Origin of the sequence: Corallococcus sp. CA047B (assembly GCF_003612065.1) — a bacterium.
GTDB lineage: Bacteria > Myxococcota > Myxococcia > Myxococcales > Myxococcaceae > Corallococcus > Corallococcus praedator.
Genome location: NZ_RAWD01000011.1, coordinates 1 through 19,884 on the forward strand (window position 1 = coordinate 1; position 19,884 = coordinate 19,884).

The 19,884-nt window shown below is 69.8% G+C and carries 17 protein-coding genes; 6 read left to right on the forward strand and 11 right to left on the reverse strand.

Features of this window, described 5'->3' with window-relative positions; all coding sequences use genetic code 11:
- A partial coding sequence (locus D7X74_RS03625; protein WP_158622172.1) for an alcohol dehydrogenase catalytic domain-containing protein occupies positions 1 to 550 on the reverse strand: 550 nt, incomplete at its 3' end.
- Positions 551 to 653: 103 nt separating this feature from the next.
- Between D7X74_RS03625 and D7X74_RS03630 the strand changes: the two genes are divergently transcribed.
- A complete protein-coding gene (locus D7X74_RS03630; RefSeq protein ID WP_120531504.1) occupies positions 654 to 1,559 on the forward strand; it encodes a LysR family transcriptional regulator in 906 nt (301 codons plus the stop codon).
- Between the two features lie 2 nt (positions 1,560 to 1,561).
- Here D7X74_RS03630 and D7X74_RS03635 read toward each other — a convergent pair whose 3' ends face one another.
- Complete coding sequence (locus tag D7X74_RS03635; protein ID WP_120531505.1) at positions 1,562 to 3,034, reverse strand: S28 family serine protease; 1,473 nt, start codon at positions 3,032 to 3,034, stop codon at positions 1,562 to 1,564.
- Between the two features lie 107 nt (positions 3,035 to 3,141).
- A complete protein-coding gene (locus D7X74_RS03640; RefSeq protein ID WP_120531506.1) occupies positions 3,142 to 3,765 on the reverse strand; it encodes a hypothetical protein in 624 nt (207 codons plus the stop codon).
- 90 nt (positions 3,766 to 3,855) lie between these two features.
- Between D7X74_RS03640 and D7X74_RS03645 the strand changes: the two genes are divergently transcribed.
- Positions 3,856 to 4,869 (forward strand): NAD(P)-dependent alcohol dehydrogenase, encoded by a 1,014-nt coding sequence (locus tag D7X74_RS03645; RefSeq protein ID WP_120531507.1) that lies wholly within the window; start codon positions 3,856 to 3,858, stop codon positions 4,867 to 4,869.
- Here the strand turns inward: D7X74_RS03645 and D7X74_RS03650 are convergent.
- Together D7X74_RS03650 and D7X74_RS03655 are read right to left on the reverse strand one after the other, a co-directional pair.
- The gene (locus D7X74_RS03650; RefSeq protein WP_120531508.1) at positions 4,853 to 5,257 is read right to left on the reverse strand and encodes a TonB family protein; all 405 of its coding nucleotides are present in this window, start codon (positions 5,255 to 5,257) and stop codon (positions 4,853 to 4,855) included. The two genes, D7X74_RS03645 and D7X74_RS03650, sit on opposite strands and share 17 nt — an antisense overlap.
- Positions 5,258 to 5,277: 20 nt before the next feature.
- Positions 5,278 to 5,859 carry a DUF2378 family protein gene (locus D7X74_RS03655; protein WP_120531509.1) on the reverse strand — a complete coding sequence of 194 codons (582 nt, stop codon included), beginning with the start codon at positions 5,857 to 5,859 and terminating at the stop codon, positions 5,278 to 5,280.
- 152 nt (positions 5,860 to 6,011) lie between these two features.
- Here D7X74_RS03655 and D7X74_RS03660 point away from each other — a divergent pair, with 152 nt between their 5' ends.
- Together D7X74_RS03660 and D7X74_RS03665 are read left to right on the forward strand one after the other, a co-directional pair.
- Entirely contained in the window at positions 6,012 to 7,619 is a 1,608-nt protein-coding gene (locus D7X74_RS03660) for a sigma 54-interacting transcriptional regulator (protein ID WP_120531510.1), read from the forward strand.
- 168 nt (positions 7,620 to 7,787) lie between these two features.
- Complete coding sequence (locus D7X74_RS03665) at positions 7,788 to 8,885, forward strand: hypothetical protein (protein ID WP_120531511.1); 1,098 nt, start codon at positions 7,788 to 7,790, stop codon at positions 8,883 to 8,885.
- A 38-nt stretch (positions 8,886 to 8,923) separates the two neighbouring features.
- On the opposite strand, the gene D7X74_RS03670 is transcribed toward D7X74_RS03665, so the two are convergent.
- Complete coding sequence (locus D7X74_RS03670; protein ID WP_233601951.1) at positions 8,924 to 9,607, reverse strand: TetR/AcrR family transcriptional regulator; 684 nt, start codon at positions 9,605 to 9,607, stop codon at positions 8,924 to 8,926.
- Between the two features lie 60 nt (positions 9,608 to 9,667).
- Between D7X74_RS03670 and D7X74_RS03675 the strand changes: the two genes are divergently transcribed.
- Together D7X74_RS03675 and D7X74_RS03680 are read left to right on the forward strand one after the other, a co-directional pair.
- Positions 9,668 to 11,362 (forward strand): acyclic terpene utilization AtuA family protein, encoded by a 1,695-nt coding sequence (locus tag D7X74_RS03675; protein WP_120531550.1) that lies wholly within the window; start codon positions 9,668 to 9,670, stop codon positions 11,360 to 11,362.
- Between the two features lie 90 nt (positions 11,363 to 11,452).
- Positions 11,453 to 11,974, forward strand: coding sequence for an SHOCT domain-containing protein (locus D7X74_RS03680; protein ID WP_120531513.1), 522 nt, complete (start codon positions 11,453 to 11,455; stop codon positions 11,972 to 11,974).
- A 64-nt stretch (positions 11,975 to 12,038) separates the two neighbouring features.
- Here D7X74_RS03680 and D7X74_RS03685 read toward each other — a convergent pair whose 3' ends face one another.
- The 5 genes from D7X74_RS03685 to D7X74_RS03705 all read right to left on the reverse strand — a co-directional run bounded on the left by D7X74_RS03685 (position 12,039) and on the right by D7X74_RS03705 (position 19,788).
- The gene (locus D7X74_RS03685) at positions 12,039 to 14,108 is read right to left on the reverse strand and encodes a PQQ-dependent sugar dehydrogenase (protein WP_120531514.1); all 2,070 of its coding nucleotides are present in this window, start codon (positions 14,106 to 14,108) and stop codon (positions 12,039 to 12,041) included.
- A 110-nt stretch (positions 14,109 to 14,218) separates the two neighbouring features.
- Positions 14,219 to 15,787 carry a hypothetical protein gene (locus tag D7X74_RS03690; protein ID WP_120531515.1) on the reverse strand — a complete coding sequence of 523 codons (1,569 nt, stop codon included), beginning with the start codon at positions 15,785 to 15,787 and terminating at the stop codon, positions 14,219 to 14,221.
- A gap of 141 nt (positions 15,788 to 15,928) precedes the next feature.
- The gene (locus D7X74_RS03695) at positions 15,929 to 17,011 is read right to left on the reverse strand and encodes a hypothetical protein (protein ID WP_120531551.1); all 1,083 of its coding nucleotides are present in this window, start codon (positions 17,009 to 17,011) and stop codon (positions 15,929 to 15,931) included.
- Positions 17,012 to 17,385: 374 nt separating this feature from the next.
- On the reverse strand, positions 17,386 to 18,750 hold the full coding sequence (locus D7X74_RS44955) for a M57 family metalloprotease (protein ID WP_120531516.1): 1,365 nt from the start codon (positions 18,748 to 18,750) through the stop codon (positions 17,386 to 17,388).
- Between the two features lie 159 nt (positions 18,751 to 18,909).
- Entirely contained in the window at positions 18,910 to 19,788 is an 879-nt protein-coding gene (locus D7X74_RS03705) for an ADP-ribosylglycohydrolase family protein (protein WP_199732647.1), read from the reverse strand.
- Positions 19,789 to 19,884: the final 96 nt, after the last annotated feature.

The window sequence follows — 19,884 nt, forward strand, 5'->3', positions numbered from 1 at the left end:
GTCCCACCACGCCCACCCGCTTCCCAGGCCCCACCTGCTGGCGGCGCAGGGGCGAGTACGTGGTGATGCCCGCGCAGAGCAGCGGCGCGACGGCCGCCGGGTCCAGGTTCGCGGGAATCCTCAGGGCGAAGTCCTCGTCCACCACGATGGCTTCCGAGTAGCCGCCCAGGGTGCGCGTCTTCCCGTCCTTCTCCAGCGCGTTGTAGGTCTGGACGTTGCCCGTGGTGCAGTACTGCTCCAACCCCTCCTGGCAGCTGTCGCAGGTGCGGCAGGAATCCACCAGACAGCCGACTCCGGCCAGATCCCCTGTCTTGAACTTCTTCACGTCGCGGCCCACGCGAACCACGCGGCCGACAATCTCGTGTCCCGGCACCAGGGGGAAGCGGGAGAAGCCGAGTTCATCGCGGGCCATGGTCAGGTCGCCATGGCAGACGCCGCAGTAGAGGATGTCGAGCTGCACGTCGCGCGGACCGGGCTCCCGGCGCTCGAACTGGAATGGGGTGAGGGGAGAGCGGGCGTCCTGTGCTGCGTAACCTCGAACGGGAATCATGGGCATGGGCTCCTGGGGACTGCGTGACGCCAGGAATGATGGAGAAGGCCCATGCTTCGCGAAACGGATGGAATCGACACGCGGAATGTAGGAAAGCTTCCGAATGGCCTTCACGCCCCTCAATGCCTTGAACGCCTTCCTGGTGGTGGGCCGCCGGCGCAGCTTCGCCGTCGCCGCCAACGAGCTGGGCATCTCCCCGTCCGCGCTCAGCCAGTCGGTGCGTCAGTTGGAGGCGCGGCTGGGTGTTCCGCTGCTCACCCGGACGACGCGGAGCGTGTCGCTGACGGACGCGGGCCAGCGCCTGCTGGAGCGCGCGGGCCCTTCCGTGGAGAACGCCCTGGAGGCGCTGCGGACGGCCACGGCCAGCGCGGGCGAGGTGACAGGAAGGGTGCGCCTGTCCGTGCCCACCATCGCCCTGTCCACCGTCGTCACGCCCATCCTGCTGCGCTTCGCCGCGCGCTACCCGCGCGTGGAGGTGGAGCTGCGCATGGAGGACCGCTTCGTGGACATCGTGGCGGAGGGGCTGGACGCCGGCATCCGCCCGGTCGAGGCCCTGGAGCGGGACATGGTGCAGGTGCGCCTGTCCAAGCGCTACCGCTTCATCGTGGTGGGCTCGCCCGCGTACCTCAAGCGCAAGGGCATCCCCCAGCGCCCGGAGGACCTGCTGGACCACGACTGCGTGAACATCCTCATGCCCTCCTCGGGCGTGAGGTACGCGTGGGAACTGGAGCGCGGCAAGAAGACCTGGCGCATCCCCGTCCGGGGGCCGCTGCTCTGCATCAACGAAGCGACGTTGATTGTCATGGCGGAGGCGGGGCTCGCCTTGATGTATGCCTTTGAACCCACGGTGATGCCGAGCCTGAAGCGCGGCACCCTGCGGTGTGTCCTGGAGCCCTACGCGGCGACGGTGGACGGACTCTTCCTCTACTTCCCCAGCCGCGCGCAGGTGTCCCCCGCGTTCCGCGCCTTCCTGGACGTGGCCCGCGAGGTGACAGCCGAACGGCCCTGACGTCAGTCGCGCGGCGCCCTGCGGCGGCGGTCCACGACGCCCGTGCTGATGTCCTCCGTGCCCGACTCGCCCCTCAGGCCCAGCTGGGGAAGGGTGGCGGGGACGCCCGCCCACGCGCTCAGCCGCTCCAGGGCCACGGCCCGGTCCGCTGCGGGCAGGAACCGGATGCTGGAGCCGTGGTTGCCGCCCGGCACGTAGAACCGGTACGAGTCATTGCGCGAGCGCACGTCGAACGCGCCCGTCGACCAGGGGTCGTTCTCCCCGTACACGAAGAGGATGCGCTGCCCGAACGCCTTCACCCAGCCTTCGATGAGCGGCATCGCGAAGGGGTTGAACTTGTAGGGCTTCATGTCGAAGGGCACGAGCGCCCTCGGTTCGTACTGACCGGGGTAGCGCTGGACGCCGCGCAGGTGGCGCTCGTCGGACGCGTAGCTGCCCAACTGCGTGGCCGCCTGGAAGTCATAGGCCGCGTAGTAGTCCATGTCGGAGTCGCTCATGTACGAGAGCCCGACGACATCATCCATCAGGTCCACCAGCCCCTGCGCGGGCCCACCTGCGGGAGGAAAGGCGTCGCACAGCGAGGCATTGCCGTACTGCCAGAAGGCGAAGGCGAACTCGAGGAGGGTGAACTCCACCGCCTTGTCCACGCCGAGCAGGTTGTACGTCAGCCCCTGGGATTGGCCGGCCTCCACGAAGAGGGGCTCCACCTCCGCGCGCCGCTCCAGCACCTCGCGCTGGAAGCCGCGGATCCGCTCACGACACTCGGGCGTGCCCAGCTTGCTCAGGAACCGCACATAGCGCGGGTCCTGCGTGCCGTAGCTGTTCGGCGTGACGTAGGCCACCGTGGCGTCCACGTCGTTCGGGTAGAACGCCCGGTGGTAGATGGACGTCATGCCGCCCTTGCTGCCGCCGGTGCTGATCCACTTGCCGGCGAAGAGCGGCTTGAACGCCTGGATGATGCGGTGGTGGTCCGCCGCGGCCTGCTCGATGGTGAGCAGCTTCCAGTTCGCGGGGTTGGGCCGGGAGGGTTCGAAGAAGCGGTGCTCCACCAGCAGCTGGTTGGCCTGGAGCAGCGACGTGGGCTCCAGCCGGTAGGACTGCGTGCTGATGGCGTAGCCGGTGCTGCCCAGCACCATGGGCGCCTCCGCGCTGACGAAGCGCAGGGTCAGCCGCTGCTGGAACCGGGTGCCCTCCGGGTGCCAGTGGTCCGCGGGCTGGTCATAGGTCATCACGAAGTGCCGCACGCCCGGGGCCGGCGGCGGGGCTTCACGCACCACCGTGAGGCCTGGGATGGCCTGCAGGGCCGTGAGGATGTCGCCCGGCACCGCGTCCTGGAGGAGTTCCTGCGCGCGGGCCACGGTTTCGGACGGGACGGGAAGCACCTCGTCGGCGGCGACCTCAGTGCCGCCGCAGGCCTGGAGCCCCAGGGCGAGCGCGGCCGCGAGAATCGAGGGACGTCGGAAGAATCGAGTCATGTGTGAAAGCCCTCCTGGGTGGAATACCCGGCGGAAGATGCCGGGTTCGCATTCCAGGCAGAAGGACCTTCCAGGTGCGGACGGCCAATGCTTGCTCACGGAAAGCGTCAACCTTCGCGCAACAGTTCCTTGCCTTGACACAGGCGCTTCGCGAGGTCTGGGTAGGAACAGGCTCCGCCCTGCTCCGCGTCCCAGGCCTGCGCGTGCAGCACCTTGCCCAGCGCCTCGGAGATTTGACGGGAGTGCCCGACGAGGTGCGTGTCCGCGCGAACCACGTCCACGGCCTCCGCCCGGTCATCGGCCACCACCACCCGGGCCGTCAGGAGGTCCGCGTAGGTGGAGTGGTCGTTGTAGTAGGTCCACGCCACGCCCTTCACGGTGATGCGCTCCAATGACACCAGTTCGCCGTGGAAGAGCAGGTTGTTCGCCGTGAGCGCGCCGCCGACGAAGAGCAGGGCGTAGTCGAAGCCTTCATTGATGATGTTGCCCTCCACCACCAGGTCGCCCGCGACGAGCAGTCGGGACTGCTCATCGAGGATGAGGTGGCCCTTCACGTGGACGCGGCCCTCTTCGAGGAGCAGGTCCTGGGCCTCGGAGAGCTTCAGGTCTCCGTCCACCTGCCGGGTGGTGGGGGTGGGCGTCAGCGTGGCCTTGAGTCGCGCTCGCTTCGCGGCCGTCCCACACACGTCATGGAGCGAGGCCTGTTCAAGCAGTTCCTGGAGGGGTGACATGGCGGATAGCTAGCATTTTCAACGCCCGTCCCGAAGGGAGTCGAACCGCCGCGAGCGCGGCCCCCGGGGCTGGATTAGAAATCCCCCACCATGAACGTCTATGAGATTCGCGGTGCCTTCGGACTGGACCATCTGGTGCGCGCGGAGCGGCCGGACCCCACGCCCGGCCCCTTCCAGGTGCGCGTGCGGGTGAAGGCCACGAGCCTCAACTCGCGCGACCTGATGATGGTGGAGGGACGCTACAACCCGCGCCAGAAGCTGCCGCTGGTGCCCAACTCCGACGGCGCGGGCGTGGTGGACGCGGTGGGCCCGGGCGTCACGCGCGTGAAGCCCGGTGACCGGGTGATGACGCTGTTCGCGCAGGCGTGGCAGTCCGGCGGGCCCACGAAGGCCATCACGGCCACGACGCTGGGCGGGCCGCTGGACGGCGCGCTTTCGGACACGATGCTCCTGCACGAGGACGGCGTGGTGCTCACGCCCGCGTACCTGTCGGACGTGGAGGCCGCCACGCTGCCGTGCGCGGCGGTGACGGCGTGGAGCGCGCTCGTCACGCAGGGCAACCTCCAGGCCGGTGACACCGTGCTGCTCCAGGGCACCGGGGGCGTGTCCATCTTCGCGCTTCAAATCGCCCTGATGCATGGCGCGCACGTCATCCTCACCTCCAGCCGCGACGACAAGCTGGAGCGGGCGCTGAAGATGGGCGCGCACGAAGGCATCAACTACACGACCACGCCGGACTGGGAGAAGGCGGCGCGCACGCTCACTGGCGGCGTGGGTGTGGACCACGTGGTGGAGGTGGGCGGCGCGGGCACCTTCGAGCGTTCCCTCAAGGCGGTGCGCGTGGGCGGCACCGTGTCCCTCATCGGCGTGCTGGCCGGGGGCGCGGGCTCGGTGTCGCTCATCCCCATCCTGATGCAGAACCTGCGCGTGCAGGGCGTGCTCGTGGGCCACCGTCAGTCCTTCGAGGCCCTCACGCGCGCGTTCGCGCTGCACGACGTCCACCCGGTGGTGGATCGCGTGTTCCCCTTCGCGGAAGCCCGCGCCGCCTTCGAACACCTCAAGAGCGGCGCGCACTTCGGCAAGGTCGTCATCCAGGTGGGCTGACCCACGCGAAGTGGAAGTGCGCCTCCAGCGTGGCGGACGCGGTCGTCTTCGGCAGCGGGGGGAAGGGCGCTGCCTTCTTCACCGCGGCGAGCGCGGCGGCGTCCCACGCCTTGGAGCCGGACTCCGTGAGGACGGCGGTGGAGAGCAGCTTGCCGTCCTTGTCGAGGATGGCCTGGACGATGGTCTTCTTCCCCAGCGCCGGCGTCCCCTTGGGGCCCGGCTGCTTCCAGTGCTTCGCGACGCGCTGGAAGGTCTGCTGTTGGTAGGTGGGGCTGTCCACCGTGCCCTGGAAGTAGGTCTGCAACTGGGGGCTGCCGCTCGCGGCCAGCGCCCCGGACGCCAGGGCCAGCGCGAGCACCGCCACGGCGGGTGTCGGGATGCGGAGCATGGGGCCAATATAGGCCCCGCTCAGCTCCGGGGCTCGGGGCGCTTGTCGGCGGTCTTGTCGCCCTGCCAGGTCAGGTCGTACACGGCCGCGTCGCCCGCGCTGCGCATCAGCACGACGGACGGGCTCTTCGCGCCGCTCATCTCCAGGCCCGCCGCGAACAGGCCCCGGTAGAAGCCCGCCACCACCACCGGCCGGCAGGTGAGCACGTAGCGCGTGGGGCCCGTCTGCTCCAGCCGCGCCTCCAGGTAGTTGGTGCCCGTGCGCAGGTTGCGCGTCATCCGCTCCAGCATCCGGTGCGGGCCCAGAAGGCGCACGCCCGCGAGCAGCGCGCTGCCGATGAGCGTGGCCCCGTAACCCTCCAGGAAGCGCCGGCCCACCACCTCCGCGCCGTCATCCAGCGGGGCCGCCGGCGCCAGCACCGACGCGGCCAGCTTCAGTGACTCCACCCACACCTCCAGTGGGTAGGCCACCGACAGCTTCCCGCGAGGGTCGATGCCCGCCTCGCGCAGCTGCTGGGCGCACGGCTCGTCCAACTGGTCACCCAGGGCGCGAATCAGCCCTTCGAAGCTCTGCTGGAAGACAAGGCGTTCGGTCCCTGGCATGTCTTGCCACGCTACCCGTGAGCCCGGGGCTGTCTCAACCCGTGAGGTTCCCTGGATTCAAGAACTTTCCGGGGATTGTTTGAAAACGCGGTGCGGCAGCCGGGTCGACGGGTCGCAGGGGCCCGTGGGCGGGTGCGCTAGGCTGCGGGGTCATGCCGCACGCCCCCCTCGCTGATGTCTCCACGGCCGCGATGCAGGAGCGCGGCGGCGCGGGGCGCGCGCCCCGTGTCATCCCCGCGCTGACGGTGGTGTCCCATCCGATGCCCCGGCGGGTGGGCGCCCGGTTGCTGCTGGACGCGGTGGCGGCGGGGCGCACGGTGGCGCTGTCGCGCAACGCGCCGGACTTCGTGGCGCCTGGGGACTCGCTGGGACTGCCGCTGTCGGATCCATTCATCAGCCGCAAGCCCCTGGAGTGGAAGCCCGCACCGGATGGAGGCGTGCGGTTGGTGGTGCCGGAGGACGGCACGCACGTGGCGCTGGCGGGTGTGCCGCTCCAGGGGGAGCACGACTTCGGGGCTCGGGCGCTGGCGGACGGCGTGGCGTTGGAGCTGGCGGGCCGCGTGGTGGTGCTGCTGCACACGGTGGAACTGGACGGGGAGGGCGCGGCGGACACGCTGGGCATGGTGGGGGAGAGCACGGGCCTGCGGAAGCTGCGCCGCCACATCGAGCGCGTTGCGGACCTGGACGTGTCGGTGCTCATCCGGGGAGAGACGGGCACGGGCAAGGAACTGGTGGCGCAGGCCATCCACCAGCGCGGGCCGCGCCGGGCCGGGCGCTTTCTCAGCGTCAACCTGGGGGCGATTCCCAAGGAGCTGGCGGCGGCGGAGCTGTTCGGTGCGCACAAGGGGGCGTACTCGGGGGCGACGCGCGACCGAGAGGGCTTCTTCCGCGCCGCACACGGCGGCACCCTGTTCCTGGACGAGGTGGGCGAGGCCCCGCCCGAGGTGCAGGTGATGCTCCTGCGCGTGCTGGAGACGGGGGAGCTGTACCCGGTGGGCGCCAGCAACCCGGTGACGGTGGACGTGCGCCTCATCGCCGCGACGGACGCGCACCTGGAGGAACAGATTCGCGACGGGCGCTTCAAGGCGCCGCTGCTGCACCGGCTGGCGGGCTACGACCTGCGCGTGCCGCCCCTGCGCGAGCGGCGGGAGGACATTGGACGGCTGTTCTTCCACTTCGCGCGCGAGGAGCTGGCGGCCCTGGGGGACGCGGGCAGGCTGGACACGGAGGACCCGCACGCGGAGCCGTGGTTGCCCGCGTCGCTGGCGGCGCGGCTGGTGCGGGCGGCGTGGCCAGGGAACATCCGGCAGCTTCGCAACCTGACGCGGCAGTTGGTCATCGGCAGCCGGGGACAGGCGCGGCTGCAAGCGGACTCACAACTTGATGAGGCATTGGGGGTGCCGGATGCGGTGGCCCCCGTCGTCGCGGCTGTGAAGGCACCGGAAGCCCGCGAGCCGGCCGTGCCCCGGCGCAAGCCCTCGCAGGTGACGGAAGCGGAGCTGCTGGCCGCGCTGCGGGAGCGCGCCTGGGACCTGAAGGCGGCGGCGGATGCGCTCGGGATTCCCCGGCCGTCTGTCTATGACCTCATCGACAAGAGCCCGAACCTGCGCACCGCGGGCGACCTGGGCGCGGATGAAATCACCCGCTGCTTCGAGGCGTGCGGCGGCGACCTGGACGCGATGGTGCGCACGCTGGAGGTGTCGAAGCGCGCGCTGGGGCGGCGTCTGAAGGAGCTGGGCCTGGCGGCGAAGGGGACATGAGCGGCGCGCGCCGCCTGACGTGGTGAGCGTCTGCCCATGGAGGGTGCGCCGGGCCCTCATCGCGTGTCCCATGCGCGCCATTCATCCTCTGGGGTATGCTGGGTGGATTGATGACAATGTGGGTTCGCGGTGCTCAGGACCCACGCGTCTTTTGATGGAGGCAGGCCCTTGATCAGCTCGCTCATCCGGCAGGTCGTCACCGCGGTCCAGACGGCGGTCACGAAGACCCCGGCGGCTCCGCCTCCAACGCCGACGCCGCCCCCCGCGCCCTACTTCCAGGATGCCCTGGAGAAGACGCGGCAGAGCCCCGTGAACCTCAGCGGCTACGGGAACGCGCCTTCGCCCACGGCGGCTTCGCGCGTCACCTCCGAGCCGACCCAGGCGGCCCGCGGTGAGACCGACGGCCCTCCGATGCTGCATCTGGACGCCGGGTGGACGCCGCAGGGGCAGGGCTACGACGCCACGCGTGGCGAAGTGCTCACGACCTATTACAACGACGACCACGACGTGCTGCTCTCCGTGCAGGACAAGGACTCGGGCGGCGAGACGCTCCAGGTCCAGCTCGGGGGGGCCAGCGGCACGGGCCCCGCGCCCACGCACGGTGGCGGGGTCTCGACCGACGGCGAGTTCGTCTACGTCTCCGACACGGACCACATCTTCGTCTACACGCGCGAGGAACTGGAGCGGGCGGCGAAGAGCGGGACCGAGGCCAGCGCCTTCCAGGTGATGGATGTCCCGGAGCGCGACGGGGTGAAGGATCCGGCCACCGGCCTCGACCTCGTGTCCGCTGGCAGCTACATGACCGTGAAGGACGGCTACGCGTACATTGGTGGCTACAGCGCGGACGGCGATGGCAAGGCGGGCGCCGTCTGGCGGTACAAGCTCGACGAGAAGACCGGTGCCCTCATCGAGGACTCGCGCGAGGGGCCCATCCGGGCGCCGGACCGCGCCCAGGGCATGACGGTGGTCGACGGCGGCATCCTGTTCACCACGGGAGACCACAAGCTCGTCTACCAGCCGTTCGAATCCACCGAGGACTCCTTCAAGGCGGACATCGATACCCGGGTGGACATCAGCAACGGGCTCATCGACCCCTACGCCCAGGGCGTGAACGTCATCGATGGCGAACTCTGGGTGACGTACGAGAGCGGCTCACACAAGTACCGCGACAAGGTCGATGAGCCCCGGGAGCACATCCAGCGCATCCCGCTGGAGGACCTGGACCTCGCGGCGGCATGCCTCACGCCGGAACAACTCGAGGACTGAGCGCCGACCGGGGCCCCTGAGCCGTCCGGCCGGGGGCGTCAGGAGCGGGGCGCAGGTCCCTGGGGCGCGCGCTTCGATTGGAGCAGCGCCTCCAGCGTTCGCGCCTGATGCGCCAGCACCTTGCGGCGCCGGGCGGTGTCATCGTGAAGCAGGTTCGCGAGCGCCAGGCCCCGGAGCAGGTCGAGCGTCGCGCGCACGGCCTCGCGCACCTCGCGGTCTCGTTCATCCACGCCGAGCAACTGGAGGGTGAGCCGGTGCATCTCCCGGCCCACGTGCTGCTGCAGCGGCAGCAGCAGCGCCTTCAGCTCCGCGTCGGCCACGGCCGCCACCCATAGGTGCGTCGCGGCCATGAAGAGCGGGCCGGCATGCACATCCGACAGCAGGTTCAACAGGGGCTCGACCCGCCGCCGGCTCTCCGGCAGGCCCTTCGCCCGCCGCATGATCTCCTCCACCTGTTGGTGGAAGACATGCTCGACAGCGGCCGCGACCAGGGCCGCGCGCGTGGGGAAGTGGTGCTGGCAGGCGCCACGGGACACCCCGGCCCGCTCGGCGATGGCGCCCGTCGTCGCCCCGGCCCAGCCCTGCTCCACGAGCACTTCGATGGCCGCCGCCATCAGCTTCTGCCGCGTGACCCGGCTGCGCTCCTGCTCCTGTCGCGTCGTTGAACCCGCCGGACCGCCCATGCCCACACCCTGTTGCGCCGCTCGGAAAAAAGCAATCATGATTGCTTTTTTAAGGGGTGGGGAGATACGACCTGACTTCCCCTGGCACCAGAGGTGAGCATGGACGCTCGAACGCTGCGCATCGGCAATGCTTCCGGTTTCTACGGCGACCGCTTCTCCGCGTTCCGGGAGATGTTGGAGGGCGGTCCGCTCGACTTCCTCACCGGCGACTACCTGGCGGAGCTGACGATGCTCATCCTGGGACGCGACCGGCTGAAGAACCCGGCGGGCGGGTACGCCCGGACGTTCCTGCGCCAGTTGGAAGCGACGCTGGGCCTCGCGATGGAGAAGAAGGTCCGCATCGTCGCGAACGCGGGCGGCCTCAACCCGGAGGGGCTCGCGAACGACCTGCGCGCGCTCGCGACGAAGCTGGGCCTGTCCGTCCGCATCGCGCACGTCGAAGGCGATGATCTGGTCGGACGCGCGGACGAGCTCGGCTTCGGCGAACCCATCACGGCGAACGCGTACCTGGGCGCCTGGGGGATCGCGGCGTGCCTCGACGCGGGCGCGGACATCGTCGTCACGGGGCGGGTGACGGACGCGTCGCTCGTCGTCGGTCCCGCCGCGTCCCACTTCGGCTGGAAGCGCGATGACTGGGACCGGCTCGCGGGCGCCATGGTCGCGGGGCACGTGCTCGAATGCGGGGCCCAGGCCACCGGGGGCAACTTCGCGTTCTTCGGTGAGGTGGATGCGCGCCGGCCCGGCTTCCCGCTCGCGGAGGTGTTCGCGGACGGCTCGAGCATCATCACGAAGCATCCGGGAACGGGCGGCGCCGTCACCGTCGACACCGTGAAGGCCCAGCTCGTCTATGAAATCGCCGGGGCGCGCTACGCCGGCCCCGACGCCACGGCGCGCTTCGACACCATCGCCATCGAGTCCGCGGGCACCGACCGCGTGCGCCTGTCCGGCGTGCGCGGTGAGCCGCCTCCGCCGGACGTGAAGGTGTGCCTGAACCGGCTCGGCGGCTTCCGCAGCGAGGCCAGCTTCATCCTCGTCGGCCTGGACATCGAGGAGAAGGCCGCGCTCGTCCGGGCGCAGCTCGACGCGACGCTCAAACCCCGGCCGGCGGAGGTCATCTACACGCTGGCGCGCACCGACCACGCCGACGCGCCGAGCGAGGAGCAGGCCTCCGCGACGCTGCGGGTCGCGGTGAAGGACGCCGACGCGAAGGTCGTCGGCCGGTCCTTCAGCGGTGCCGTCGTGGAGCTCGCGCTGGCCAGCTACCCCGGCTTCTGCCTGCCGGCGCTGCCCGGTGACGGCTCGCCCTTCGGCGTCTACACGCCGGCCTTCGTCGATGCGCGCAAGGTGCCGCACGTCGCGGTGCTCCCGGATGGCAAGCGCCTGGACGTGGCGCCCACGGAGGACTCCCGCGGGCTGGAAGCGGTGGCCGTGCCGCCGCTGCCCGCGCCCCTTCCGGCGGGGCCTGTCCGGCGCATGCCGCTCGGCCGGGTGGCCCTGGCCCGCAGCGGGGACAAGGGCGGGGACGCGAACATCGGCGTGTGGGTCCGCACCGACGAGGCCTGGCGCTGGCTGGTGCATGCCCTCACGGAGGAGCACCTGCGCACGCTGCTTCCGGAGACGCGCGGGCTGGTCATCCACCGGCACGTGCTGCCGAACCTGCGCGCCCTGAACTTCGTCATCGAGCGCCTGCTGGGGGAGGGCGTCTCGTCGTCCACCCGCTTCGATGCCCAGGGCAAGGCGCTCGGCGAGTGGCTGCGCGCGCGCCACGTCGACGTACCGGAATCACTGCTCTGACCCTGGGGCGGAGTAGGCTTTCCGCGCGGTCACTCCGGCCGCGCCCGGTGCGGGGATGCACGGGCGGCGTGCCTTGCGAGGCAGGGTGTGATGATCGAGGAACAAGTCCTCAATGGGGTGTTGGTGGGAGGCTGGGGCCTCTTCTTTCTTGGGGCCCTCTGGTTCTCCGGGTACCTGATTCATCGGCAGTGGAAGCGCGGCCAGATTCGCCAGCATGGTTTGCCGGCGGAGGCCACGGTGCTGCGACTCCAGGGCACCCCGATACGCATCAACCGCAGCCAGGTCTTCGACTTCCTGCTCGAAGTGAGGCTGCCCGGTCACGCGCCGTATCAAGTCCGGTTGAGGAGCCGGTGGAACGACTGGAACGTGCGGGTGATGGACGTGGGCCTGCGGCTGAAGGTCAAGGTCGACCCGAACGACCTTCAGAAGCTCGTCGTCCTGGGGCCCGTCGTCCCGCAGGACCTGAGCAGGCTCTTCAGCGGCCTGGACGCCGCTCCAGCACCGGGGGATCCGGTGAAGAGCCTGTCGGACCTCCAGCGCATGGCGGATGAGGGGCTCGTCACCCCGGAGGAATACGCGCGCAAGAAGGCGGAGATCCTCGACCGGCTCTGAGCGGCGGACCGCGCCGCCCCGAAGGCGCGAGGGACACTCGCGCCTCCAGGGCCTCGGATACTGCCTACTGCCCGAGCACGACGCGGAAGATCTTCTCGTTGCTGTTGTCGGGGATGCTGTCCTTGTCGCCCTGGTTGGTGGTGGTCATCCACAGGTTGCCGTCGGGGGTCGGCTCGACGGTGCGCAGCCGGCCGTAGGTGCCGACGAAGAACTGCTGCACGTTGGTCAGGCTGGAGCCGCTGATGACTTCGCGGTAGAGGCGGGAGCCGCGGGCGCAGGCCACGTAGAGGACGTCGCGGACCACCGCGATGCCGGAGCAGGAGCCTTCCGCCGTGGAGTAGGTCTGCTTCGGGGCGATGTACCCGGCCGTCGCGCAGCCCGAACCGCCCTGGGACACCGTGCCCTCACAGTTCGGCCAGCCGTAGTTGCCGCCCTTCTGGATGAGGTTGGTCTCGTCCATCACGGAGTTGCCGAACTCCTGTTCCCACAGGCGGCCCTGGGAGTCGAAGGCCAGCCCCTGCGGGTTGCGGTGGCCGTAGCTCCACACGTAGTTGCCGAAGGGGTTGTCGGACGGGAGGGTGCCGTCGGCATTGAGGCGCAGCACCTTGCCGGCCAGGTTGTTGATGTCCTGCGCGTAGGCGCCGTTCTGGGCATCCCCGGTCGACGCGTAGAGCTTCCCGTCCGGTCCGAAGCGCAGGCGCCCGCCGTTGTGGAACTTGTTGCGGCCGATGCCCTGGAGCAGCACCTGGAGCGAAGCGGTGTTGAGCGCGCCGTTCTCATACCGCAGGCGCACGATGCGGTTGTCGGTGGGGGAGGTGTGCATCACGTACAGCCAGCGGTCGGTGGCGAAGTTGGGGGAGAGGGCCAGCCCCATCAGCCCGCCCTCGCCGTCGGTGCTCTGCACGTTGGGGACGGTCCCCACCGACGTCTTCACGCCCGTCGCCGGGTCCAGGCGCACGATGTTCTGCGCGTCCCTGCGGCCGTAGAGCACGGTGCCGTCCGGCAGGTTCACCAGTCCCCACGGGATGTCCGTGTCGGTGGCGACCTGGGTGACGGAGCAGACGGCGTTCGTGCAGGCCTGGCCGGTGGTGACCGTCGCGGCCGCGCTCTGGGCGGACGCGTTGCCCTGGGCGTCGCGGGCGAGCACGGCGTAGGTGTAGGTCGTGTTCGCGGCGAGGCCGCTGTCGACGAAGGACGTCCCGGGCGGCGAGCCGGGCACCGTCGCGATCTGCACGCCTCCCCGGAACACGGCGTAGGCGCTCACGCCCAGGTTGTCGGTGGACGCGGTCCAGCTCACGGTCACGCTGGTGCCCAGGGCGGTGGCGGTGACGCCGGTCGGGACGGTGGGAGCCTGGGTGTCCACCTGGCACGGCGGCGGGGTGATGGAGAGCGTGGCGCTGCCTTGAGAGACATTGCCCGCGGCGTCCCGCGCATTCACATACAGGCCCCAGGTCGCGCCGGGGACCACGGTCAGCCCGGTGGACACCGTGGCGCCGGAGACGGACTTCATGAGCTGGCCGTCGTGGTAGACGTCATAGAAGGCGACGCCCTGGTTGTCCGTGGAAGGCGACCACGTGAGCGTGGCCGAATTGCACGTCACGTTGGACAGGGCAAGCCCCGTGGGCACGGTGGGGACCTGGGTGTCGGCCGGGAACGACCACTGCTGGTTCGTCTGGCCATTGCAATTCCAGACGACCACCGGCGAGCTGTTGGCGGTGGCCTGGCCAGACACGTCGAGGCACAGCGAGGACGGCGTGTGGACCACCGCGCCGCTGGCGTTGCGGACCCACCGCTGGTTCGCTGCCCCGGTGCAGGCGGCGATGACCGCGCTGGCTCCGGCGCTGGCGGTCGCGGGCTGGACGCACCAGGCGCCGTCGAACACGCGCAGCTCGCCCTCGGGCGTGAACAGGAACCGCTGGTTTCCCTGCCCGTGGCAGTCGTAGATGTGGAGCACCTGCCCCGCGGTCTGGCTGTTCTGGGCCACGTCGAGGCAGCGGCCGGACTGCGCGCCGATGAGCCGGGTGCCCGCGGTCACCGCGGCGGTCTGCGTTTGGGGTTCGGGGCCGTTCTCCGGTTGCACTCCACAGGCAACGACGGCGGCGAAGAGTAAGGCGGGCAGGTGACGAACGTTCATTGAAAGGCTCCTTTGCCTTCCCCCTCCTTCCCGGTATTCCGGGTTGAGCTCAAGCAAACTTTGTGGGCCCGCCTGAGCAGGTGTTGAACCCCAAGCATCTGGCTCCCCGCTCACTGCTGGATGAGGGAGTACTGACCGGGCAGCACCACGCTGCCCGTGCCGAAGTCGGACTGCCACGCGCCGAGCTGCGCCATCCGCGCCGTGACATCCGTGGACTGGTTGTTCCCCGTGGGCGTCATCAGCACGAGGAAGGCCTCCTCGGGCGTCCTCGCCATGGCCACCGTCTGCACCCACGGGGCCGGCGCGTCCTTGAAGCCCGGGCGCTGCTCCCGGTAGAGCTGCATCCGGTCCTTCGCGATCTGCTGGAGCTGCTTCGCCTCCTCGGGCGTGAAGGTGAAGATCGCCGTGTCTCCGGTTCCCGTGGCTCCCGGGAAGCTCTGCTTCATGGTCTCCGCTTCCCCGGAGGGCACCCAGACCAGCGTGGCCTCGTAGGTCTGTGAGGAAGGGACGGTCGGGTCACCGCTGATGACGACGGAGGCGGGCCCCTTCTGGCCCGTGTACTGGAACGACTCCCGCCCGTCGTCGTAGTGGGTGTGGATGTACTCGTCGTGCTCCAGGGTGGACTCCCCGAAGTTGAGGCCGAAGGTGACCTCACGGGTCATCTCTCCGGTGACGATCTCCACGGTCGCCGCGTTCGACGTGCCGCTCGCCGGGTCGTTCTTCGGCAGCTCCCCCGTGGCAAGGAAGCGGTTGTAGGCGGCCTGGCCCTCGGGCGTGGAGATGTCGAAGTCCACCTGCTTCGAGCTCAACTGGCCTTCCACGCGCGCCGTGTCGGACACCCCCACATTGAACTTGCGCACGCCGATGTTGGCTTCGAGCGTGTGCGCCACCGCGGCGGTGGGGCCGACCGTCACGCGGACCGTCTTGTCGTCCAGCTTGGTGACCGCGAGGGCCATGCCCTGCGACCGCTCATCGCTGAAGCCCGCGGAGATGTCGAAGTGGCCGAAGAGCTTCTTGATGTTCACCTCCATGCCCGCCGACAGGAAGCCCTCTCCCGTCATCGTCACGGTGGCGCCCACCGGCAGGTTCTGGGGGAGGCTGGGGTTGAGCTGCTCGGCCGAGGTGACACCCCCGGCGGCCGTGGTCGGCAGCGTCACCTCGTAGCTGCCGCGCACGCCGGCGGTCCCGTTGACGGTGACATCGGCGGCCTCCACGTCGATGCCAATCCCCCCCTCCACGCCGGCTTCCGCCTCCACGGTGAAGGTCGTCATGCCCGCGGCCCGGGCGTAGGCGGCATCCACCTGGAGATACCCGGTCACGGACACCGTGAAGATGCCCAGCTTGCCCTTCGCTTCGATTTCAGGGGTCACGCCGCCAGCGATGCCCAGGGGCGGCAGGGCGGGGGCCTGGGCGTTCGCGTTGGAGGCGGCGGCGGACGGCTGGCGCGGCGCCGTGAAGGTGAAGGGCGCCGGGAAGTCCGGCGGGAACAGGGGGTTGCGCCGGGGAGCGGTCGGCGTGCTCCCCGCGAAGCTGTCGGTGGGCGCTTTCCCACCGGAGCCCGTACCGGCCGTCTGCGACGGAGGGGCCGCCGGCCCCTGCTGGGGGGCACTGACGGGGGCGCTGCCCTGCGTCTTCGCGTTCCGGATGAATTGCTGAAAGGCCCCAATCACGGTCGTCATGTGCACTTCCCCCTCTGCGACAGCAGTCATGGGGGTTGTCGCGCGGAACGCCGCCGGGGATGCATTAAGCCGAGTTAAATCCGCGGGCGCGGACGCGGTGACGAGGGGCATGGCCCCTCCCCACCGCGTCCGCCCGGAGCCTCAGGGGCAGAGCCGCTCGACCGACTTGATCCGCACCGCTCCGTCGACGTTCGGGTCGTTGGTCTGGTCCCCGATGGCGATGGTGCCGGTCGCCGTGAAGTTGTTCCGCGTGAGCTTCGCGACGCCGTCGATGCTCACCGTCGCGACCTTCGCTGCATCCAACGCGAGCTCGTAGACATGGTACGCGCCGTCGGTCACCGGGAACGCCGCGGACTGGGTGTCGTCCGCCCAGCCGATCGCCGCGTTGTCCAGGTAGATCATCTGCGAACGATCCGTGCTGTTGCCAAATGGTGGCGTGAAGCTCCCCAGGATGGCCGCGCCGCTGTCGAGCGAGTTGTGGGTGTTCGCCAATTCGACCTGCATCGTCACCCGGAGCTTGACCGGCTTCGTGGCGTCGAACGCGTTCGCCCGCGTGATGAGCAACTGCCCGCTCGTCCGCGCCCCGGTGTTCGTCGACGTCTCAAGGCGAACGTGGTCCGTGCCGTACGTGAGCGTGTTCGGTGCCTGCGTGACCGTCGTCCAGCCCTGCGCCGTGATGTCGGTGCCGCCGACCAGCAGCGGAACGCTCGCGCGCGGCGACCACGTCGACGTTGACGTCGCCGGTGCGCACGTCTCGCAGGCGTTCGCCGGGTTCGGTGCACCCGCGGCGTAGAACGTCCCGTCGATGAAGCACTGCGGGCTGCACGCGCCGGCCGAGCAGACCTGCCCCGCGTTGCACGACGTCCCGTCCGCGCGTTGCGTCCACGTGGTCGAGGACAGCGCCGGCACGCACTGTTCGCACGCATTCGCGGTGTTCACCGCCCCGTCAGAGACCACCTGGCCGCCAATCCGACAGATCGCGACACAGACGGCGCCCTCACAGATATCGCCGGTCGCGCAGGCCGTGTCGCAACCCCCACAGTGCTGCGGGTCGGTCGCGGTGCTTACGCAGGTGTCACCGCACAGCGTTTCGCCGACGGTGTCGCACTTCAGTGGCACGGACGCGTCAGGCTTATCGATGGGGGGGGTGGAATTGTCGCCGCAAGCAGCGACGAAGCCGAGGACGAGGATGCAGCGGAGAGCGCTAGATCGAAGGGAGATCATGGAACCCGCCACCTTACGCGACCCCTTGCCCGCGCGGCGTGTGCGGATGAAGACGTGATGGATGAAGCACATCTTGTCGGGGGCAAGGCGCGCCCCCTTCCGCAACCGCTCCACACGGAAATGACAGGACGGCCGGCATGGGACTCGATGCGCGCTACCAGGCCCTGCCTGGCACCTCCGCGCTCCTGGAACTGGCCCGCCAAGGGACCCCGGCGTTGGCGGATGGCTGTCGTCCCTGAGCCGCCTGCCGCGGAGCCGCCCCGGCCTGGCGACACAGCAGGTCTTCCTCCACCACGGGTGGGATCACCTCCCCCCGGGAGCTGCTGCTCCCGGAGGGCCATGACCGTTGTGTCCGCTGGATGCCGGCGTGGCGACTACGGGCTGAGGGTGAAGCTGCCCGCCCAGGCGCCGTAGGAGGACGTGGTGATGCCGTTGCGGGTGGTGCCCGTGTAGCTGGCCTGTCCCGGCTGGATGGTGACGAGCACCGTTCCGCCGGAGGCGGGAATCACACCGGCGTGCACCGCGGCCACGCAGGCATTCGAGTCATCGGTGTAGATGTCCGTCCCCCACACCGCGCCGCCGCCCACCGCCGGGCAGCCGCACCGGATCTGCGTTCCGTTCTGCCCCCGGTAGGACGTGAAGCTGTAGGTCGAGCAACTGGCCGGAGGGGGCGTCTGACCGTTGATGGAGAAGCTGCCCCCCCACGCGCCGTAGGAGTTCGTGGTGATGCCGTTGCGGGTGGTGCCCGTGTAGCTGCTCTGGCCCGGCTGGATGGTGACGACCACCGTTCCGCCGGAGGCGGGAATCGCGCCGGCATGCGCCGCGGCCGCGCAGACACTGGAGTCGTCGGTGTAGAGGTCCGTCCCCCACACCGTCCCCCCGCTCCCCGTCGCGCAGCTGCATCGGATCTGCGTCCCGTTCTGCCCCCGGTAGGACATGAAGTTGTAGCTGGAGCAGCTCGCGACCGCACTGCCGGGGTAGAGGTCATCCAGCGCGGTGGTGTCGGAGGGGGTCCACTCGCCCGTCTCCGTCGAACGGAAGCAGGAGTTCATGACCGACCCGCCCACGGTCGCCGTGGTCGGCGTCCCGGGGATGTGGATGGCGCCCACGCCAGCATCGCCCTCGTCGCCGCCGGCACCGCAGCTGATGCTGCGGTTGTAGTAGTCCGAGTGGCGGAAGCCGATCGTGTGGCCCAGCTCGTGGGTGATGACGTGCTCGTTCACGTCCACGCTGTAGCTGTTCAGGCCGGTACCGATGAAGAAGTTCCCGTAGGGCAGGCCGCCGGACGGAAAGCCCGCCTGGCCGCCGGTGCCGCTCGTGGTCTGCGCGGTGATGGTCGCCGTACAGTCAGCGGCCGGGCCGCGCGCGAAGGTGATCCGCAAGCCCCGTTCATTGTAGTTGGCGATGGCCAGGTCGAGCCCCTGGCTCAGGTTGGCGTAGCTGTCGAACGTGGAGGTGGGGTTGACGCAGATCTTCGTCACGCTCGAACCGACGAGGTTGGTCGTGCGGTACTGTTCGGCGCTCCCCCCGGGGACCTGGAGCATCTCGCGGGACGCCTCGAGGGTCACGTGAGCGTCACGGCCCACGTACACGGCACCGTCCGCGACCAGGATGTCATTGGCCGGGAACCCGGCTTCGATCAGGTTGGAGACGATCTCCTGGCTCTCTGCCTCCGGATCGACACCACCACAGCCGACGAGGATGGCACCGACCAGCAATGACATTGAAAGCTTATGCATGGGGCTTCCTTTTCGAAGGACGACGGGGCGTGGACGCTGCTGTCTGGGATTCCAGCCGCGACCGCACGCACGTATAGATGAGCAGTCCTTGAAGCCACATCCGGATAAGCCTGGAAAATTTGATTAGCTGACATTCCGGGTGGTCGCCGGTACGAGAGGTCAGCGTCGGCGCAGGGGCTCCCGAGCGGCCAGCCATGGCGCGGGAATGGATGCGTGGCCCGCGCTCAGGGCGACGATTCCCCCCACCATGGCGCAGGTGGTGTCCCGGTCTCCGAAGCCGGCCACCGTGCACCAGAGGGCTTCCTCGAAGGAGCCGGGGTGCCTTGCCGCGCACCACACGGCGAAGGGCACGGTGTCCTCGGAGAGGACCTTCTGCCCGCTGCCCAGCGTGCGCGCCGCCGAGGAAGGGCTGGCCTCCAGCGACCAGGCCCGGGCCTTCTCCAAACCCTGACGTGTGGCGCCGGCGGGCGTGCAGTCCAGCACCGTGTCGAAGAGCTCCAGGGCGGAGCCTCGTGCTTCCGGCCACTGGCAGGCCCACGCGGCGGCGACCGCGATGGCGATGGCTCCCGCCTGTCCCTCCGGGTGCAGGTGCGTCACCTCCGCTGACGCGCGCGCCTCGGACACCACCCGGTTGAGGTCTCCCGCGAAGTACGCGCCCAGGGGCGCCACGCGCATGGCCGCTCCGTTGCCCATGGAGCCCTGGCCCTCGAAGACCTCCGCGGACACCTCACGCCAGGGCAGCCCGAGCCCCAGCTTCCACAGGATGTCGTGCGCGGTACCGCCATAGCCTCGGTTCTTGTCGCGGCGGTAGCGCTTCGCGAAGAGGCGTGCGAGCTCTTCCTGGTCGACGTGGCCGTGCTCTTCCAGCACCTGGACGACGGACAGCGCCATCTCCGTGTCGTCGGTGTACGCCCACGGTGAGTGGGGCACGACACGCTCCGCCACCCAGGGCTGCACGAGTTCGTGCGGGCCGAAGAAGCGCTCGCCAAAGGCATCACCGACGGAAACGCCGTCCAGCGAGGCGAGGGCGCGAGCCATCCGCGCCGAGGCATCCATCGGTTTCCGTGGGATATCGCTCACGCCATGCCTCCAAGCATGCCGGCGACCCGGAAGCATCGCCCGGTCCGGACAGGT

What these genes read in the sequence shown, in the direction of transcription:
- D7X74_RS03630 (WP_120531504.1), top strand. Translation starts at nt 654, where the DNA reads ATGGCCTTCACGCCCCTCAATGCCTTGAACGCCTTCCTGGTGGTGGGC.
- D7X74_RS03635 (WP_120531505.1), bottom strand. Translation starts at nt 3,034, where the DNA reads ATGACTCGATTCTTCCGACGTCCCTCGATTCTCGCGGCCGCGCTCGCC.
- D7X74_RS03640 (WP_120531506.1), bottom strand. Translation starts at nt 3,765, where the DNA reads ATGTCACCCCTCCAGGAACTGCTTGAACAGGCCTCGCTCCATGACGTG.
- D7X74_RS03645 (WP_120531507.1), top strand. Translation starts at nt 3,856, where the DNA reads ATGAACGTCTATGAGATTCGCGGTGCCTTCGGACTGGACCATCTGGTG.
- D7X74_RS03650 (WP_120531508.1), bottom strand. Translation starts at nt 5,257, where the DNA reads ATGCTCCGCATCCCGACACCCGCCGTGGCGGTGCTCGCGCTGGCCCTG.
- D7X74_RS03655 (WP_120531509.1), bottom strand. Translation starts at nt 5,859, where the DNA reads ATGCCAGGGACCGAACGCCTTGTCTTCCAGCAGAGCTTCGAAGGGCTG.
- D7X74_RS03660 (WP_120531510.1), top strand. Translation starts at nt 6,012, where the DNA reads ATGCCGCACGCCCCCCTCGCTGATGTCTCCACGGCCGCGATGCAGGAG.
- D7X74_RS03670 (WP_233601951.1), bottom strand. Translation starts at nt 9,607, where the DNA reads ATGATTGCTTTTTTCCGAGCGGCGCAACAGGGTGTGGGCATGGGCGGT.
- D7X74_RS03675 (WP_120531550.1), top strand. Translation starts at nt 9,668, where the DNA reads ATGGACGCTCGAACGCTGCGCATCGGCAATGCTTCCGGTTTCTACGGC.
- D7X74_RS03680 (WP_120531513.1), top strand. Translation starts at nt 11,453, where the DNA reads ATGATCGAGGAACAAGTCCTCAATGGGGTGTTGGTGGGAGGCTGGGGC.
- D7X74_RS03685 (WP_120531514.1), bottom strand. Translation starts at nt 14,108, where the DNA reads ATGAACGTTCGTCACCTGCCCGCCTTACTCTTCGCCGCCGTCGTTGCC.
- D7X74_RS03690 (WP_120531515.1), bottom strand. Translation starts at nt 15,787, where the DNA reads ATGACGACCGTGATTGGGGCCTTTCAGCAATTCATCCGGAACGCGAAG.
- D7X74_RS03695 (WP_120531551.1), bottom strand. Translation starts at nt 17,011, where the DNA reads ATGATCTCCCTTCGATCTAGCGCTCTCCGCTGCATCCTCGTCCTCGGC.
- D7X74_RS44955 (WP_120531516.1), bottom strand. Translation starts at nt 18,750, where the DNA reads ATGCATAAGCTTTCAATGTCATTGCTGGTCGGTGCCATCCTCGTCGGC.
- D7X74_RS03705 (WP_199732647.1), bottom strand. Translation starts at nt 19,788, where the DNA reads ATGGCTCGCGCCCTCGCCTCGCTGGACGGCGTTTCCGTCGGTGATGCC.